10 protein-coding genes are annotated in these 18,118 nt (G+C 45.7%); all 10 read left to right on the top strand.

Going from position 1 to position 18,118, the window contains the following annotated elements; genetic code table 11:
- Positions 1-24: 24 nt before the first annotated feature.
- The 10 genes from AB4Z08_RS01610 (at position 25) to AB4Z08_RS01565 (ending at position 17,996) form a co-directional block, all read left to right on the top strand.
- Positions 25-1,437: a RagB/SusD family nutrient uptake outer membrane protein gene (locus tag AB4Z08_RS01610; protein WP_441572018.1), complete on the top strand. Its 1,413-nt coding sequence runs from the start codon at positions 25-27 to the stop codon at positions 1,435-1,437.
- A 71-nt stretch (positions 1,438-1,508) separates the two neighbouring features.
- Positions 1,509-2,972, top strand: a complete 1,464-nt coding sequence (locus AB4Z08_RS01605; RefSeq protein ID WP_441572017.1) for a glycoside hydrolase family 30 protein — start codon at positions 1,509-1,511, stop codon at positions 2,970-2,972.
- A gap of 315 nt (positions 2,973-3,287) precedes the next feature.
- Positions 3,288-6,053: a TonB-dependent receptor domain-containing protein gene (locus tag AB4Z08_RS01600; protein ID WP_441572016.1), complete on the top strand. Its 2,766-nt coding sequence runs from the start codon at positions 3,288-3,290 to the stop codon at positions 6,051-6,053.
- A 40-nt stretch (positions 6,054-6,093) separates the two neighbouring features.
- Positions 6,094-7,629, top strand: coding sequence for a hypothetical protein (locus AB4Z08_RS01595; RefSeq protein WP_441572015.1), 1,536 nt, complete (start codon positions 6,094-6,096; stop codon positions 7,627-7,629).
- A 65-nt stretch (positions 7,630-7,694) separates the two neighbouring features.
- Positions 7,695-8,681: a hypothetical protein gene (locus tag AB4Z08_RS01590; protein ID WP_441572014.1), complete on the top strand. Its 987-nt coding sequence runs from the start codon at positions 7,695-7,697 to the stop codon at positions 8,679-8,681.
- Between the two features lie 14 nt (positions 8,682-8,695).
- Positions 8,696-9,859, top strand: coding sequence for a metallophosphoesterase family protein (locus AB4Z08_RS01585; protein ID WP_441572013.1), 1,164 nt, complete (start codon positions 8,696-8,698; stop codon positions 9,857-9,859).
- Between the two features lie 219 nt (positions 9,860-10,078).
- Positions 10,079-12,460, top strand: coding sequence for an ABC transporter permease (locus AB4Z08_RS01580; RefSeq protein WP_441572012.1), 2,382 nt, complete (start codon positions 10,079-10,081; stop codon positions 12,458-12,460).
- A 146-nt stretch (positions 12,461-12,606) separates the two neighbouring features.
- Positions 12,607-15,132, top strand: coding sequence for a hypothetical protein (locus AB4Z08_RS01575; protein WP_441572011.1), 2,526 nt, complete (start codon positions 12,607-12,609; stop codon positions 15,130-15,132).
- A gap of 179 nt (positions 15,133-15,311) precedes the next feature.
- Positions 15,312-15,725, top strand: coding sequence for a c-type cytochrome (locus AB4Z08_RS01570; RefSeq protein WP_441572010.1), 414 nt, complete (start codon positions 15,312-15,314; stop codon positions 15,723-15,725).
- A 12-nt stretch (positions 15,726-15,737) separates the two neighbouring features.
- Positions 15,738-17,996, top strand: a complete 2,259-nt coding sequence (locus tag AB4Z08_RS01565) for a DUF7133 domain-containing protein (protein ID WP_441572009.1) — start codon at positions 15,738-15,740, stop codon at positions 17,994-17,996.
- Positions 17,997-18,118 lie beyond the last annotated feature (122 nt).

Genomic DNA, 18,118 nt, shown 5'->3' with positions numbered 1-18,118 from the left:
TCTTAAAAATTAATGAGTCCGATTATGAAAAAAATCACTGTTTATATAGCATCCGGAGTTCTCAGCATCACCATGCTGGCATCCTGTACAAAAGATTACCTGGACAAGAAACCGATTTCCCAGTCAGAAAAGGCGACCATAGAGTCGCTGTTGGGAGGCGCCTACGATAACCTGTATGACGAATACTATACTTCCGATTTCCTGACCAATGGTGATGTAGCCGCTGATAACGGTTATGCGGGAGGCGATAATGCCGCCAACTTTGGCATTGATAAATTCACAGTAAGCGCTACCAACGGCAACATAAAAAGGGATTGGGGTTATTTGTATACAGACATCAAGAACTGTAACCTGATCCTGAGCCTCGCTCCTAACGCAGTGGGCAACGACCGTGGACTGACAGAAAAGCGCCGTGACCAGATTGTGGCAGAAGCCTCTTTTCTGCGCGCCTGGCATTACTTTAACCTGATCAGGTCATGGAAAGAAATACCTATTATCACAGCAGTACCTACTGATCTGGCCAGCATGTATGTGAGCAAGAAACCCGCCACTGAGGTGTATCCATTTATCATCAAGGACCTTGAATTTGCCCTGGCACATATTGAGGACGATAAACCTAATACAAATAAAAATCTGGCTACCAAAGGCGCCGTAAATGCATTACTGGCAAAAGTATATGCCCAACAGCCGGTGCCTGACTGGAATAAAGTAGTGAGCTACTGCGATGCGGTGACTGCGGCAGGTTATGACCTGGTACCTGACTTCGCCACGCTGTTCCAGGTATCCGGTAAAAATAGTGTGGAAGCCATCTGGGAAACGGCCTTCGATGGCGTGGTGCATCAGAACTGGGTAACGGGTATGAATACACCGTTTATGTGGGGCGACTGGAAAAAGTTCAACATTCCTTCGCATGCCGTGGTTGCTGCCTGGGATGCAGAAGGTGATGTGGTAAGGAAAGCTGCCAGCGTGAAGTTTGTTAACGTATCCTGGACAGATGATTATTGGGCAAAGACCAGCCCCGTACCGGTGATCTTTAAATACAATGATCCCGATGGAAAAAGCGATACTTACCGCCTGCGTTATGCAGATATTTTATTGCTGAAAGCCGAAGCATTAACGGAGCTGAATAAACTGGATAACTCGATTAATGGTGCACAGTACTACATCAATAAAGTAAGGCATCGTGCCAGGCTGGGAGACACTCCCGCCACCACACAGGCCGCTCTGCGTTTGGCAGTGGAAAAAGAAAGGCAACTGGAGCTGGCATTTGAAGGTCACCGCTGGTACGATCTGATACGCACTAACCGCGCGATACCAGTAATGAATGCACAGAAAGATGGTAACGGCAATTCATTGAATTATAATGTTACCGCAGATAAATTGTATTTCCCGATTTCACAGGATGAAATAGATAGCAATCCGAATATTAACAAGTAACCTGGAATTATAAAAATGAAAACGGAAAAGGGCCTGGTTTTTTGCCGGGCCCTTTTATTTAAAATCAACATATGAAAAACATTTTTGTTACTATATTATTTTCAGGCAGCGTGTTGGTAACGTTGCTGTCCTGCTCCGGCAGCAAAGGAGTTACCAATCCGGTAGTGCCTACAGATACATCGCATGCCGCTACTGGTGCGGTGGTGAGCTATTGGATCAGCAGCGGAGATCAGCAGCAATTGTTGCAATTACAAACTAATAAACCTGTATTTTCAAAAGGTAACGCCAACGGATACACGACTATTGAAGTAGATAGCACCCAGGCATTTCAGGAAGTAGATGGGTTTGGTTATACCTTAACTGGTGGCAGCGCGCAGCTGATCAATGCCATGAATGGTACTGCGAAGGCCGCACTGCTGCAGGAACTCTTTGAGAATAGTGGCAGTAGCATTGGGGTGAGTTACCTGCGTATTAGTGTAGGTGCATCTGACTTGAATGCAAACGCCTTTTCCTATGATGATGTACCTGCAGGACAAACGGACCTCTCTCTGACGCATTTTTCCCTGGCCGCAGATGAAGCTGCCGGCACCGGTTTGATTCCGTTGCTGAAGGAAATATTAGTGATTAATCCACAGCTGAAAATACTGGCTACTCCCTGGAGTGCACCGGTATGGATGAAAGATAATGGTTCCTTTAAAGGCGGTGCTTTACAACCTAAGTATTATGATGTATACGCGCAATACCTGGTGAAATATATTCAACAGATGAAAGCAGCAGGCATCACCATAGATGCCATCACGCCACAGAATGAGCCGCTGAACCCGGATAATACACCCAGTCTTAAGATGGTGGCGGAAGAGCAGCGCGACTTTATCAAAAATAATATGGGACCTGCTTTTGCAGCTGCCAGCTTAACGACTAAAATCATCGTGTATGATCATAACTGTGATCATCCGGATTATCCGCTCACTATCCTGAATGATCCGGCGGCAGCGAAATTTGTAAACGGCAGTGCCTTTCATTTATATGCGGGTGATATCAGCGCACTCTCTACGGTACGAGCGGCCGCACCAGACAAGGCCCTGTATTTCACGGAGCAATGGACCAGCGCCAAAGGTGGTTTTGATGGTGATCTGCGATGGCATATGAAAAATGTAATCATTGGTGCGATGCGCAATTACAGTCGCAATGCGCTCGAATGGAACCTGGCCAATGACCCGAACTATGGCCCGCATACGCCGGGAGGCTGTACGGAATGTAAAGGAGCACTTACGATCAGCGGGAATACCATTACCCGTAACGTGGCGTATTATATCATTGCACAGGCATCTAAATTTGTTCCTGCCGGATCCGTGAGGATAGCCAGTAATAATAGCGGCAATTTATACACTGTTGCCTTTAAAAGGCCTGATGGTAAAAAGGTATTGATTGTACTGAATGATGACAGTGCCCCCGCTTCTTTCAACTTAAAATACCAGGATAAACAGATCACACCTGTGCTGCCTAAAGGCAGTGCAGCTACTTTCGTGTGGTAGTGGTCGTTAGTAGATGCAGCGGAGCAATATTTTTGTTCCGCTGCATTTATTTATCCCCGAAAGAAGTACAGATTTCCTTCAGAATGATTACAGATTATCTGTTCCCCGATTCTTTTTTCCACTCTTTCCTTGTTATCCCCGCCGGTTGTGGGTTCTGTTCATTGAGCCACCAGTAGTCGTCTACGCATATATAGCCCCAAAGAGGAAGTCTTCTCTGTTAACGAATCATTACGTTATAATTACCATTCTATTAAGATCGCAACAGCCCCTGTTATGTGAAAAAAAATAAAATTTCCTTTGCACAAATTCTACCGGATGATAAGAACGATACTCGTCTTCTTTCTGTTTTTTTGCTGCATATCAACCGTTTTCAGTCAGCAGGCTGAAGTTGTCTTTAAAGGAAAAATTATAGATGCTCAAACAAGGGAACAATTACCCGGCGCTACGGTGCGCTTACAGGAATCAAAGCGTGGTGGAACAGCGAGACTGGACGGCACTTTCAGCGTTGATAAAATAGCAGCCGGCACCTACCATTTGCAGGTGACCTATATGGGATATCATACCCTGGACACCGTGGTGAATATAGATGGCCGAACGAATATTTTGTTGTTGATGCACAACAACAGGAAAGACCTGAACACCGTGAGCGTGAATGGAAAGCGGGATGGCGAATCCGCTGCTTCGGCCAAAAAATCGGAGCAGCTGGCAGGTAATGTGATGAACATCATCTCGGCAAAAAATATACAGTTATCACCGGATATTACTATTGCCAATGTACTACAACGGGTATCCGGTGTATCACTGGAAAGAAGTGGCAGCGGAGATGGCCGCTACGCCATTATCCGTGGAATGGAAAAACGATATAACTACACGCTGATTAATGGTGTGAAAATCCCCAGTCCGGATAATAAAAACAGGTATGTACCATTGGATTTATTTCCCGCCGACCTGGTAGAAAGAGTGGAAGTAAATAAAACACTCGCACCTAACATGGAAGGTGATGCGATTGGTGGTACCGTAAACATGGTGATGAAGAATGCACCGGATAGGTTATACGTGAATGGCAGTGTTTCTGCAGGTTACAACCAAACGTTGATAGACCGTCCTTTCGATTATTTTCCTACCAGTGCAATTAATCGTCAATCTCCCTATGAAGCACATGGTCCAGCGTACCTCGCGCAACCAGGTGATTTTACGCGTGATAATTTAAACTTTACGAAGAAAAGTTTTACGCCCAATAGCTTTGCCAATTTATCTGTTGGCAACCGGTTTTTCAACAACAAGTTGGGCGTGATGTTGGGCGGATCTTATCAGCATACTTATAAAGGTTATCATAGTGTTTATAATCCGGTGGATGAATACCAGGATATCACAGATGCGTATGGTGTGATATATATCAAACATGCGTACGTGCGTAATTATTCTACCGAGGTGAAGAGAACAGGATTGAATGCAAAAATAGATTACCGATTTAATGATCATAACAAGATCAGTGTTTACTCTTTCACCGCTATATTGGATGAAGCGCAGGCAAGAATAGGAATGGATACCTTGCAGCCGCCTCCACGGCTGGGGCCTGGCCTGGGACAGGTATGGTATCAGAACCGTTCGAAATATCAGCGGCAATCTATTAACAGTACTACTTTACAGGGGGAACATGATTTGTTGACGGGTCACTTGAAACTGGACTGGTCTGCTGTATATTCCAAAGCCAGCAGCAGCATTCCTGATCTGGCAGAGTATGAGTATGATGGTGGATTTTATGCAGATGGTACTAATAAAGAACCTTACCTGCATCCAAATGTAATAACAGGATATAATCGTGAATGGTGGAAGAATAATGACCGTGATTATGCTGGCTATCTGAATGCCAGCTATAATGGAAAGGTAGCGAATATTCCTTTTAAGTTTTCTGCAGGTGGTATGTACCGGGCTAAACATCGGGATAACTTTCATCAGATTTATAACCTGGACAGAGTGCCGGATGCAGGACAGAGTTTTCAGCTATGGACAGATATTTATCATTTTAACTGGACCGTACTTAATCCGGCGGGATCTCCTGCGGATGGTAACAACTATCGTGCAGATGAAAATATTTCCGCCGGTTATGCCATGCTGAAATTTACTGTAAAAAAACTGGAGGCCATTGTAGGTGCACGTATGGAGCATACAGATCAACAGTATGATACAGATGCTCCTGCAAGCACAGAAGGAAAAACAGGTTCAATTACCTACAGTGATATCATGCCCAGTGTGCATTTAAAGTATATGCTGAACAGTCAGACTAATCTGCGCCTATCCTATTTTAGCTCTATCAGCCGTCCGGCTTATTTCGAACTGATTCCATATCCTTTCAATGGGGATGAGTATGTGGAAAAAGGTAATCCAAATCTGAAACATACCACTGCCGATAATTTTGATTTCCGCTATGAATATTTCCCCCACCCGGATGAACAGATATTGATCGGGGCTTTTTATAAGAAGCTGACCAATCCTATTGAATACGGATTTGTATCCACCGATGTGCAGAGCCAGGCAGTGTATCAGCCTAATAACTATGGCGATGCAACGAACTTCGGTTTCGAGGTGGTGTACGAAAAATACATCCGCAACTTTGGTATCCGCGCCAACTATACCTATACTAATTCTACCATAGAAGCGCCTAAGCTACGCACATTTAACCGGGTAAGGTCATATCCGCTGCAGAAGCGTCCATTACAGGGGCAGTCGGAAAATGTGGCCAATGCTGCATTATTGTATAAGAACCAGAAAATTGGATTGGATATACAACTGAACTGGCAACTGACCGGTAAGCGTATCGCACTCGTATCACGTTACTACGGATATGATTATTGGCAGAAAGATATGAATCAGTTTGATTTATCTGCGGAGAAAAAGATCGGAAAGCATTTATCTGTATTTACCAAAATACAGAATTTACTGAATACACCTTACGAACTATACATCAAAGGAATACCGTCCAACACTGTCCCTATGCCTAAGGCGGGCAATAATGAAACACTGATCCAGAAAGATACTTATGGTCAGGATTATCAGCTGGGTGTACGATTTGTGCTTTAACATTTTTCAATAATTTATTCAAATTTCCAAGCAGAAACTTATGAAAAAGATCGGCTTAAAAAGCGGCCTGGTTGCTATGGTGGCCATGTCTGTAATCTCCTGTAAAAAAGGTGATGAGCATGTAGACATCTCCAAACCACTGGTGATTGTTGGACAAACCATCAGTGATACCATTCTCCCAAAGAAGGATGCCAATAACAATGCAATTCCGTTAAAAGGCACCATGCTGGCAGGTAAGACTTATCATATTATGTCTGATGTTACCATCAACGAAGGAGATACCCTCTACCTGCAGCCAGGTGTAAAAGTGTTGATCCATGGCGATGGTAAAAGCCCGGTTACTTCTCCAGCGTTCCTGGTAAATGGTACGCTGGTAAGTGATGGTACCAAAGATGCACAGAACTGGTTTACTGTAGCAGAAACGGAGACCGTTAAAAAATCAGATGCCACCTTCAAAGACGATGCTGGTAATGACCCGGCTTTCAAAGGCTACTGGGGCGGTTTCCAGTGCGGTGGTAACGCCAAACTGCTGTTACTCCGCTGGTCACATATCGAATATACCGGCGGCGCCTGGGGTGCTAATGCGCCTGATTATGGAGCAACTCCCGGCGATGCACGCTTTACTATTTACATGAACAGCAAGACCACTACCCTGGGTACCCTCATCGTAGAAGATTCCTGGTTTTATGGTAGTAAAGATGATGGTATCCGTCCGAATAACGTATACATGAGCATCATGCGTAACACCTTCTCCAAAATGGGGGCTACCGGTGGAGAGTCTGCCAACATCAAAGATGGTGTGATCGGTGATATGGCTTATAACCTGACCTATGGTGTCGCCACTAACGGTTTAAAAACGGCTGGCGCCACCGGTAAAAGCTGCATGGTGAATATCTACAACAACACCGTAGTAAACTGTGGCTTCAGACAAACCAAAGCTACCCGTAATGGTTCTATCAATACAGAAACCAATGCTGGTGGTTATATCTTCAATAACATCATCGTTAACTGTAAAGCGGGTCTGAGAATATCTTTCCACTCAGAGAAAGGTAAACCCAGCGATACCCTGAATACCCTGTACAACAACAACCTCACGGCTATTGGCAGAGGTAAGGCGATGGGTGGTGCAGAACAATACATGGTGTTTATTGAGCCTAACCAGTTTACACTGAAACAATCTTATGACATCAACGGATACATCAACGGCACTATCGCTGCAGATGGTACTAACAACGGTACCAATCCTGAGGCAGACTCGCTGAAGTATGATCCGATGTTCGCGAACTACGACATGGCGGCAATGAGTAAAGACAGAAACTATCGCATTTACCAGATTCCTGCAGGCGCAGACTTTCACCTGAAAACAGGATCTCCTGCTATCGGTGCAGGTGTATATGTTGGCGGTACCGGTAAAAATGCTATCCCGGCTAAACCAACGGCGCCATTGCTGAACCAATATGGTTTCCCAATGAAAGTTGTTAAGGCCGGTGGTATTTACGGCGCTACTATCACCGCTCCAAATAGAGATCTTGGTGCATTCCCTACCGATAACTCCGGGAATCAGCATACCTATTAATCGTTATACCTGGTATATGAAAAAGGACGTCTTTGCACGTCCTTTTTCATTTCAATTTTTCAACCATGAATCGTGCTTACAGCTTTCTTTTTTTATCTGTATGTATAACTGCTGCCGCCGCCTGTGGAAAAGATGGTAAAGGAGATGCCACCACTCCCGGCAAGGATACTACAATAGTAGTGGTGGATACCATGAAAACAGCCACCTATGACCTTTCTCTGCTGGACCGCTGCGTGCTGTTCAACGAAACACCGCAAGTGAGCGCTACGACGAGGGAGGACTACCAGGAATTATCCGGCATAGCGCCCAGTCACGTATATCCGGGACTGTTATATGTGCATGAAGACAGCGGCAACTCCAACGAAGTATACGTGACTGCTGCGAATGGCAGAGATGCCGGCAAGCTGCTATTGCAGGGGCTCTCCAACCGCGACTGGGAAGACATTGCCACCGGACCGGGACCGGAGAAAGATAAGAGCTACATCTATGTGGCAGAAATAGGCGATAATAATTCCGCTTACCCCAGCATATTTATTTACCGGTTTCCGGAACCGGATTTGTCGGCTGCCAATGCCGCTACGGTCATCAATATTACCGCCATTGATAAAATAGAATTGCAATATCCCGGAGGTCCGGTGAACGCAGAATCACTGTTGCTGGATCCATTGACCAGGGATCTTTACATCGCCACCAAACAAAGCAGCAGAAGCACGCTGTATGTGGCCCGCTATCCACAGTCTGTTAGCACCAAAACAACATTGGTAGCCCTGGATAAACTGCCTTTTGACCTGCTTACTTCCGGCGATATTTCCGCTGATGGCAGCGAAATATTACTGCGTAATACCGGGCAGATCTGGTACTGGAAAAGACAGGCAGGCGAAACCATCGCCGCCGCACTGTTACGTAAACCGCAGGATGCTCCCTATGCCCGCAATGAACGGCAGGGAGAAGGTATCTGCTTCGCCCTGGACGGCAGTGGTTATTTCACTGACTCGGAAACAAAAAAGTATCCTGACGAAAAAGTGGCCATCTCATTTTATAAAAGAAAATAAAAATGAACAGCTTTATGAAAAGAAAAGCAATATACCTCCTTCCTTTACTGAGTGTAGCAGTAATATCAGGATGCAAAAAGAATGATGACCCAACCAAAGAAGAACCAGCCGCCATTGTACAGTTTGTATTTACCTCTGATGCGCATTATGGCATTACCCGCGCTGCCTTCCAGGGAGGTGCTAACGTAGACGCACATACGGTAAATGCTGCCATGGTGGCAAAAATGAATACTTTGCCAGATCTGACCTTGCCGGATGATGGTGGGGTGAATGCCGGTAAAAAAATCGCGAATGTAGATTATGTGATGGAAGCCGGAGACATCGCCAACCGCATGGAAGTAAGTGCCAGTGTGCAAACAGCCGGCATCTCCTGGAGACAGTTTAAAACGGACTACCTGCAAAATCTTACACTGAAAAATAAAAACAATCTGCCTGCCGGTTTCCTCATGGTGCCCGGTAATCATGATGTATCCAACACAATTGGCTACTACGCTAAAATGCAACCGTTAACAGATGCCAGCTCCATGGCAGAGATCTATAACCTGATGTTTAAACCATCTCTGCTCAGAACGGCACTCACCTATAATTATAATGGTGATCGTATCAACTACTCCCGCGATATTGCAGGTGTGCATTTTTGCTTTATCCAGATGTGGCCCGATTCTGCCGTGAGAATTTGGCTGAATACCGATCTGCAAAATGTAAAAACTGAAACACCGGTGATCATTGTGGCACATGATCAGCCTGCCGTTGTATCCAATCATTTTACCAATCCAAACGGTAACCATAGCATCAATACTACCGATAAATTTGATAACGTACTGGATGAACATTTTAAAGATGGCACCTCACCTGCTACAGCCGGAGCGATTGAGCAGCGCGCATTTGCTGCCTTTCTAAAACAGCATACCAATATCCGCGCATACCTGCACGGACACGTACACGAAAGTAAATTCTATACCTGGACAGGCCCGGATAATGATGTGTCGTTAAGCGCTGCCAGCGCGGATTCTCCGATGAAAGGAGTGGTGTCGGCAGCTGATGAAACCAAACTGACTTTCCTGTTCGCCGCACTGGATCCTGCTACGATGAAGCTGACGCTGAGAGAGGTGTACTGGAATGTTACGCCGGTGAAGTGGGGGAGTATGGTGACGATAGATTTGAAGAAGAAGGGGTAGGAGCCCATCGATTTTTTTGGGGAGGTATCGCATATAATGATACCTCCTTTTTTGTTTTGCCCCGCTGTCCATTTCCGAACACCCCAACGTCCCTAATCGAACAAATTAAAAATAACCACTATTCGATAGCTCCTGATTTTAAGTCGGCTCCACCCTGGCATTTTCTTCGCTCATCACCATCGGTACTTGTGAACGGGATCATCTTATCAACTATTACTGATGTTCAAAAACTATCTCAAAATTGCCTGGCGCAATCTCTGGAGAAACAAAGTATTTTCTGCTATCAATATATTAGGTCTTACAGTAGGCCTCACCGCTTGTTTCTTCATTTTCCTGTATGTGCATTTTGAATTGAGCTATGATAAATTTCATTCCAAAGGGGATCGTATTTATCGGGTGACCTGTGATGTGCAAACACCTAGTGAGTTGATCTACGGAGGTATTACGCCCTGGCCTTTTGGTCCCAATATGCAGCATGATTTTCCAGAGGTGGAAGCGTTTGCCAGATTCAGTAAAGCTAATCTGCTGGTGAAGAAAGGGAATGTTAGCTTCCAGGAAGAACGTTCTTTGTTTGCTGATTCTTCCATATTCCGGGTATTTGATTTTAAGTTACTGAAAGGAGATCCCGCGACCGCCCTGCAAAACGTGAATAGCGTGGTGTTAAGCAGCTCTGCGGTGAAGAAGTATTTTGGGGAGGCTGATCCGATAGGTCAAACAGTATTGCTGACAGGAGACATGATGCCCAGCACGGTTACGGGCGTGATAGCAGATATGCCGGAGAACTCGCAGATCAAAGCGGATATGCTGGTATCTATGAGTACCATGTTGAAATTGAATCCGAACTTGGATAAATCCTGGGGGAATTTTGGCGCGGTGACTTTCCTGCTCCTGAAACCGAATGTGAATCCTGCTTCACTGGAAGCAAAGTTTCCGGATTTTATAGAACAGCATAATGGTAATGAGAGAAGGAAGGCAAAGATGTTTTATACCGTGAAGCTGCAGCCATTAGAGAAAATTTATTTGTATTCCGGCGCTTATTCAGCTTATGAAAAGGGCAGCATTACCAATGTGTATATTTTTTCTGTCGTTGCTATATTTATTCTCTTCATCGCCTGTATTAATTTCATCAATCTGACTACCGCCCGGTCGGTAGAGCGGGCAAAAGAAATAGGCATCCGTAAGGTAGTAGGAGCTACTAAATATGAACTGCTCCGGCAGTTTATCGGTGAATGTGTGATGTTGTGTTTAATTGCTTTTGTGTTTACTGTCGTATTATTTATGTTATTGCTGCCAACATTTAACCTGTTGGCAGGTAAAACCATTGCCACCGGTCTTTTTGCCAATGGCTGGTATGTATTGATATTGTTTGCATCCGCTGTGGTGATTGGTTTGCTGGCGGGCATTTATCCGGCGTTGGTGCTTTCTTCTTTTAAGCCGGCCTCCGTGTTAAAAGGACGTTTTGCTACTGGCACCAGAGGTGTTTTCCTCCGGAAAGGGTTGGTGGTAACACAGTTTGCTATTTCTATTGCGCTGATCATTGGTACTATCATCGTATCGTTGCAAATGCATTATATGCACAACAAGGATCTGGGCTTTAGTAAAAATCAGATGCTGGTCATCGATACCCATGGCGACCCGGCTAAAAATGCGCTGAAAGAGGCCATTGCCGCACTACCTAAAGTAAATTCCGTGAGCATGGCCTCAGGTGTGCCCGGAGGAGAAACGAACGGTGCTTATTCAGAGATCGTCAATAAGCAAGGCGATATGCAGGTGGCTAACCTGGATCTGTACGATGTAGATTACGATTACCTGAAACAGTATGATATTAAAGTAGTAGCAGGTCGTGGTTTTTCAAGGGATTTTGGAACGGATACCACGAGTGCCATGATGATCAATGAAGCGGCTGCCAAATTGTTTGGCTATGCCAAACCGGAAGAAGCGGTGGGCAGAGGATTCCGGCAGTGGGGCCGGCAAGGCGTGATTATCGGGGTGGTAAAAGATTTCCACTTCCGTTCCCTGCAGGAAAATATCAAGCCACTCACCATGCGCATTGAACCGCAGGACTGTGATATGATTTCGGTGAATGTAGCGCCGGGTGATTTGTCTGGTACCCTTGCTGCGATTGAACGCAAATGGAGAGCGCTGATGCCTGACCGGCCATTCAGCTATTTTTTCCTGGATGAATTTTTCGACCGGCAATACCGTACGGAAGAACGATTTGGTAAACTCTTTTTCAACTTTGCAGTGCTGGCCATTATCATTTCCTGCCTGGGATTATTGGGACTGGCTTCCTATAGCGCTATACAGCGTACCCGGGAAATAGGTATCCGTAAAGTCATGGGGGCTTCGGTGGCGGATATTGTGAACCTGTTATCCCGCGATTTTCTGAAACTGGTCCTCATTTCCTTTATCATAGCTACACCGGTGGCCTGGTATTTTATGCACAAATGGTTGCAGGTATTTGCTTATCGCATCAGCATTGGCTGGTGGGTATTTGCAGTATCCGGGATCATTGCGCTGATCATTGCCATTGGGACTATCAGCTACCAGGCATTAAAGGCTGCGCTGGCAGATCCGGTGAAAAGTATGCGGGCAGAGTAAAACGCCCAAAATATTTTAAACGGTTTTGGAATAAATCTTATTCCTGTTACTTTTGATTCCCTGTCGGAAGCGCTATACTATGGTGAAAATATGTATTTTACCGGTTAGTGCTGCTGTTATTGGGTCTATTTTAAGTAAAGCCGGTAATGATAAAATTCCACGATTGTTGTCTGTGTTTCTTCCTGTTGGTATTTTGCGTGTTCACAGCATCCGGACAAACGGATGGCCTGGGATTCTGCAGCCATGAGGCTATACCCGACAAAAGAACGGGACTGGCACTGGGAGCTGAACAACCAATTTGTTTTACCAATAGCTTTGAATTATCTTTCGAGATATCTTTTATACCCGCGCAGAAAAATTATTTCGGGTATGTAGTCCGGGTCATACAAAATGAGGAGAAGAATATTGATATCCTGTATGATTATGACCCTAAATTCGGCGATAAACATTTCCGGGTGATTGTGGGCGACAGCTACTCCGGCATTTCTTTCGATATACCTGGTTTAGGTAAAACAGACGACTGGCACCAGATCCGGCTGCAGTTGGATGCACAGCAGGACATGCTCACCATTGTAAGGGATCAGGAATCCTTCCGGGAGCGGATCACTTTTGCGGAGAAGTCGTGCTACCGCGTTTTTTTTGGCGCAAATGATTACAAGACCTTTAAGAATGCAGATGTGCCTCCCATGAAGATCCGAAACATACGGATGAATGAACAGGGAACACTCCGGTATGTTTGGCCGCTGAATGAAGAAGCTGGCGTCATCGCGGCTGATTCGCTGGGTAAAGGTCCGGGAACAGCCGTCAATCCGGTTTGGATTAAAAAGATGCATCGCAATTGGCAGCCCTTGCAGCAATTTACAGTAAAAGGCCCTGCCAGCGTAGCCTTTAATCAACAGGAAGGGATTTTATACCTGGTCAGCCGTGATTCATTATTCAGCTACCACCTGCTCTCCAATAAAATAGTGCCGGCCGCTTATATCACCGGTGAACAGAATTTATTCAGCGCTTATCAGTCGGTATATAATGCCCGCACCCGGGAAATCTATACTTTCTCGCTGGATCTGAAAAAAATGGGCAGCCTGAAAGTAGATTCCCTCGCCTGGAATAAATACATGGAAAAGAAGGAACGATCCTCCGAATACGGCCACTTTAATAAATACCTGCAGGGCGACAGCCTCTTATATACTTTCAACGGTTATGGCTTCTTTTTATACAGGAGCGATATTTACAGCAGGGCAGTGCCACTTACCAACAATATCCGTGTTGACTCCATTACCAGCGGTATCACACCACGTTACCTGGCTGCTGCCGGGGCCGACGCCAACGGATTGTACATGATAGGTGGCTATGGCAATGCTTCCGGGAAACAGGTGCTGAATCCTAAAAATCTATATGACCTCCAATACTTCGATGCCCGCTCTCATACTTTTAAAAAATTGTATGAGCTGAAAAAGGACACGGAGGAATTTGTATTCGCGAACTCACTGGTGATCGACACAACAGATCAGTCGTATTTTGGATTAATATTTCCCAAGCATAAGTTTAATTCCGGTCTGCAGATGATCAAAGGCTCACTAACCAGGCCGGTGTTCCAGGCAGTGGGCAGCAGCATCCCCTTTGAATTCCAGGATGTAGACGCCTATGCAGATCTTTTTTACAGCCCCACCGCCAAACGTTTTGTGGTTGTCACACTGTATAGCCCGGATGATCATAGTAATACCAGTGTCAATATCTATTCTTTATACGCCCCTCCTTTTGTGGTGGAAAGTACGCCGCCTCCGCCGGCAGGTATTGGAAAGGGTTGGTTGCTGGCCATTGGAGTGCTCACTGTAGGGTTACTAATGAGTACCATCCTGGCAGGGTTATTAAAAAGGAAGGTAATTCCGGAAGATGCACCCGCTTTATTGGTTAACGATAAAGCGCCCTACATCAGATATCCTTCGCCCATGGAAAATGCCATCTACCTGTTTGGTGACTTCCAGGTGTATGATGCAGCTGGTAATGAAATCACCAGGTTATTCACCCCACTGGTGAAAGAATTGTTTCTCATCATTCTTTTATATACCATCAAATGGGAAAGGGGGATCAGCGCAGAAAAGCTGAAAGAACAGCTGTGGTTCGATAAATCGCCGGAAAGCGCAAGGAATAATCTGGCCGTTAATATTGCCAAACTCAAAAATATCCTGGATAAAATAAATGGTTGCGAGCTATCGAAAGATACCGGCTACTGGAAAATAAAAACCGGGGAGGCGCCGCTGTATATCGACTATATCGCTTATTTATCCGGCGTCCGGCAAAATGATAAACCTACGCGGGTGGAGATGCTGCAGCTGGGAGATATTATTCAGCGGGGTAGTTTCCTGCCCGCGGATGAACAGGATTGGCTCGACCCCTTCAAATCGGAGATCGCCAATGAAATAGTAGACCGTTATCTGCACTACGCCGCAGCCGTGGATATAAAAGAAGATCCTGGCTTCCTCATCCGGCTGGCCGACTACCTCTATGCCTTCGATGCCGTTAATGAAGATGTGATGCGGTTGAAATGCAAGGCGCTCATATTGCTGGGCAAGCATTCCCTGGCCAGGTCTACCTTCGAAAATTTTGTACGGGAATACCGGAAATTATATGGAGAGGATTACCAACCCGACTTCCAGCAAACCATCGCTTAAACTTATCCTGATTGCTTCATAAATGGGTTATTAATACATTTATTAATGCCTTTACCATCTTTTTTTGCCCTTATTTTCCGGAATACCGCCAGATTAATCTTTTATTAATCATTTATTATACCTCTCCTCCTTTCTTGCAGTAGAATTCTTGTTGTACTTTATAAATCTGCATTGCTGTTATGAAACGTTTAGCTATCCCGGTTTTTCTGATGATGATGGGTACTGCCGGTGCCCAGACAAAGTCCGGCACAGTTGCGAAAAAAGCGCCTGTGAAAACGGCACCCATCGCCAAAAACAAGCTGGCCTCCACACCGGCCATTAAAAAAGAAGATGTCGAAGAGGGAAAAGTATTGCTGTCAAAATCCGATTGCCTGGCCTGTCACAAAGTAGATACCAAAGTAGTGGGTCCTGCTTACGCAGATGTGGCAAAAAAATACCCGTATTCCACTACCAACGTAGAGCTGTTGTCCACAAAAATTATCAATGGCGGATCCGGGACCTGGGGAGCAGTGCCCATGGCTGCACACCCGGCTTTGGCTGCCGCCGATGTAAAGAAAATGGTGACATATATTCTCTCTCTAAATACAAAATAAAGTTCCACGTAAATGAAAAGAAACACATTACTGATCATCCTGTTGTCAGGATTCAGCCTGTTTATTTACCAGTGTAAAGTCTCCAATAAAACATCCGGTGTAAAGCGCGATGCTGCCGGAAACATTATTGTGAATCCACATCCTTCGCCGGCTTATCAGTCGGTGAAGGAAAGTATGAAGTCCATACAGGTGCCGGCAGGATTCCACCTGCAGCTGGTAGCCTGCGAACCGATGATCAAAGAACCGGTGGCCATTGTATGGGATGGCAACGCCCGCATGTATGTGGCGGAAATGCGCACCTATATGCAGGATATCAATGGTACCGGTGAAAACCAGCCCATCTGCCGCATTTCCATGCTGGAAGATACCAACGGCGATGGTATCATGGATAAAAGTTCGGTCTTCATAGACAGCCTGGTACTGCCACGCATGATGCTCTGCATTGGCCATAAATTGCTGGTTAATGAAACATTTACCTATAACATCTGGAGTTATACAGACACCAATGGAGATGGCATAGCGGATGCGAAAGAGCTGGTATACAAAAACGATAAACCTGATACCCGCAACCTGGAACACCAGAAGAGCGGACTTGTCTGGAATATGGATAACTGGATCTATGTGAGCTGCGATCCGGTGCGTTACCGCTATGTAGCGGGTAAACTGGTGCCGGATAGTCTTACTAACTCTCCTGGTGGTCAATGGGGGCTGGGTAATGATGACTATGGCCGCATGTATTTTTCCAGTGCTGGCGCCGAAATACCTGCTTTGGGATTTCAGATCAACCCGGCTTATGGTTTCCTGAATCCCAATGATCAATACAACAAAGATTTCCTGGCAGTATGGCCCATCATTGCCACACCGGATGTACAGGGTGGTATGAGCCGCCTGCGTCCGGACACCACCCTCAATCACTTTACCGCGAGCTGCGGACAGTCCGTTTTCCGGGGAGATGCTTTACCGGCAGATATGAAAGGCGACCTGCTGATCTGTGAGCCGGTGGGCCGTTTGATCAGACGGGCAAAAGTGTCGGATGTAGATGGTAAGATCACCCTGAAAAATGCCTACGAAGGACAACAGGAATTCATTACCTCCTATGATATGAACTTCCGACCGGTGAACACCACTACCGGCCCGGATGGTTGTCTTTATATAGTAGACATGTACCGGGGTATCATCCAGGAAGCCACCTGGACAGCCGAAGGCAGCTTCCTGCGTCCGCGGATCCTGCAGAAAGGACTGGATAAAAATATTGGCCGTGGCCGTATTTACCGCCTGGTGCATGATGGTTATCAATCCGATGCAAAACCACATCTGCTGGATGCTTCCGGCAGCACGCTGGTCACTTATCTCGATCACCCCAATGGCTGGTGGAGAGAAAATGCACAGAAAGAAATCATCGCTAACGGTGATTTGTCTGTGGTACCCGAATTGAAAGCCATAGCGGTGGGCCAGCATGCCAGTATCGGCAAAACTACCGGCGCCCTGGCACGTATTCATGCGCTATGGACGCTGGAAGGACTACACGCAATTGATAAACAAACGTTGTTTACCACCCTCACAGATACCGCCGCCCAGGTAAGAAAAGCAGCCGTGTGGATCAGTGAAAGCTACCTGAAAAATAATGATGACGAGGTAATCGGCAAACTGGCCACGCTGAAAAATGATCCGGCAGCGGCCGTACAAATTCAAATGGTACTGTCTTTGACGGCCAGTAAATCAGAAAAAGCCAAAGCATTACAGGTGGCCATGGTCACTAATTCTCCCTATGCCAACATGCTGCACAGTGTAGCCAACAGTGTAGAAGTAAATACCAATACCAAATTATTCGGTAGCCGCCTGGCCAACATGCCGGCAGCGCATCGTAACCTGATCCTCAACGGCGCTGCTATTTACAAGCAGCTTTGTTCTACCTGTCATGGCCCGGATGGTAAAGGGATTTTTGTAGGTGGCACCACCGCTGCTGCACCACCTTTTGTAGGCTCCAAACGTGTGAGTGGTGACAAGGAGCTGATGATGAAAATTTTGCTCAACGGTTTATCCGGTCCTATTGATGGTAAAACCTACACCGATGTAATGGCTCCTTTCGGCGCATCCAACACTGATGAGTGGGTGGCTTCCATCTTAAGCTATGTACGCTATAATTTCGGCAAAAATGAAAGAGGTAAATCTCCGGTAGTAGAAGTGGAAAATGTGAAACAGATGAGAGCCGCAGTAGCAGGCAGGGATAAGTTATGGACATTGGAAGAGCTGGAACAGACGGATAAATAACGCGAGTTTTTGTCTATCTCAGGATTATACTGATTTTGATGATTTCAGAATTGTTTTTCAGGATTTGAAAGATTAGCGAAGAAGAACATCATATTGTTTGGTTTCGCTCATCTTTCAATCTT

The sequence above is a fragment of the Chitinophaga sp. RAB17 genome, from assembly GCF_052114225.1.
Lineage (GTDB): Bacteria > Bacteroidota > Bacteroidia > Chitinophagales > Chitinophagaceae > Chitinophaga.
Note: the sequence above shows the minus strand (reverse complement) of the source record. Positions and strands in the feature narration are given on the sequence as shown.

What these genes read in the sequence shown, in the direction of transcription:
- AB4Z08_RS01565 (WP_441572009.1), top strand. Translation starts at nt 15,738, where the DNA reads ATGAAAAGAAACACATTACTGATCATCCTGTTGTCAGGATTCAGCCTG.
- AB4Z08_RS01585 (WP_441572013.1), top strand. Translation starts at nt 8,696, where the DNA reads ATGAAAAGAAAAGCAATATACCTCCTTCCTTTACTGAGTGTAGCAGTA.
- AB4Z08_RS01575 (WP_441572011.1), top strand. Translation starts at nt 12,607, where the DNA reads ATGATAAAATTCCACGATTGTTGTCTGTGTTTCTTCCTGTTGGTATTT.
- AB4Z08_RS01600 (WP_441572016.1), top strand. Translation starts at nt 3,288, where the DNA reads ATGATAAGAACGATACTCGTCTTCTTTCTGTTTTTTTGCTGCATATCA.
- AB4Z08_RS01570 (WP_441572010.1), top strand. Translation starts at nt 15,312, where the DNA reads ATGAAACGTTTAGCTATCCCGGTTTTTCTGATGATGATGGGTACTGCC.
- AB4Z08_RS01595 (WP_441572015.1), top strand. Translation starts at nt 6,094, where the DNA reads ATGAAAAAGATCGGCTTAAAAAGCGGCCTGGTTGCTATGGTGGCCATG.
- AB4Z08_RS01605 (WP_441572017.1), top strand. Translation starts at nt 1,509, where the DNA reads ATGAAAAACATTTTTGTTACTATATTATTTTCAGGCAGCGTGTTGGTA.
- AB4Z08_RS01590 (WP_441572014.1), top strand. Translation starts at nt 7,695, where the DNA reads ATGAATCGTGCTTACAGCTTTCTTTTTTTATCTGTATGTATAACTGCT.
- AB4Z08_RS01580 (WP_441572012.1), top strand. Translation starts at nt 10,079, where the DNA reads ATGTTCAAAAACTATCTCAAAATTGCCTGGCGCAATCTCTGGAGAAAC.
- AB4Z08_RS01610 (WP_441572018.1), top strand. Translation starts at nt 25, where the DNA reads ATGAAAAAAATCACTGTTTATATAGCATCCGGAGTTCTCAGCATCACC.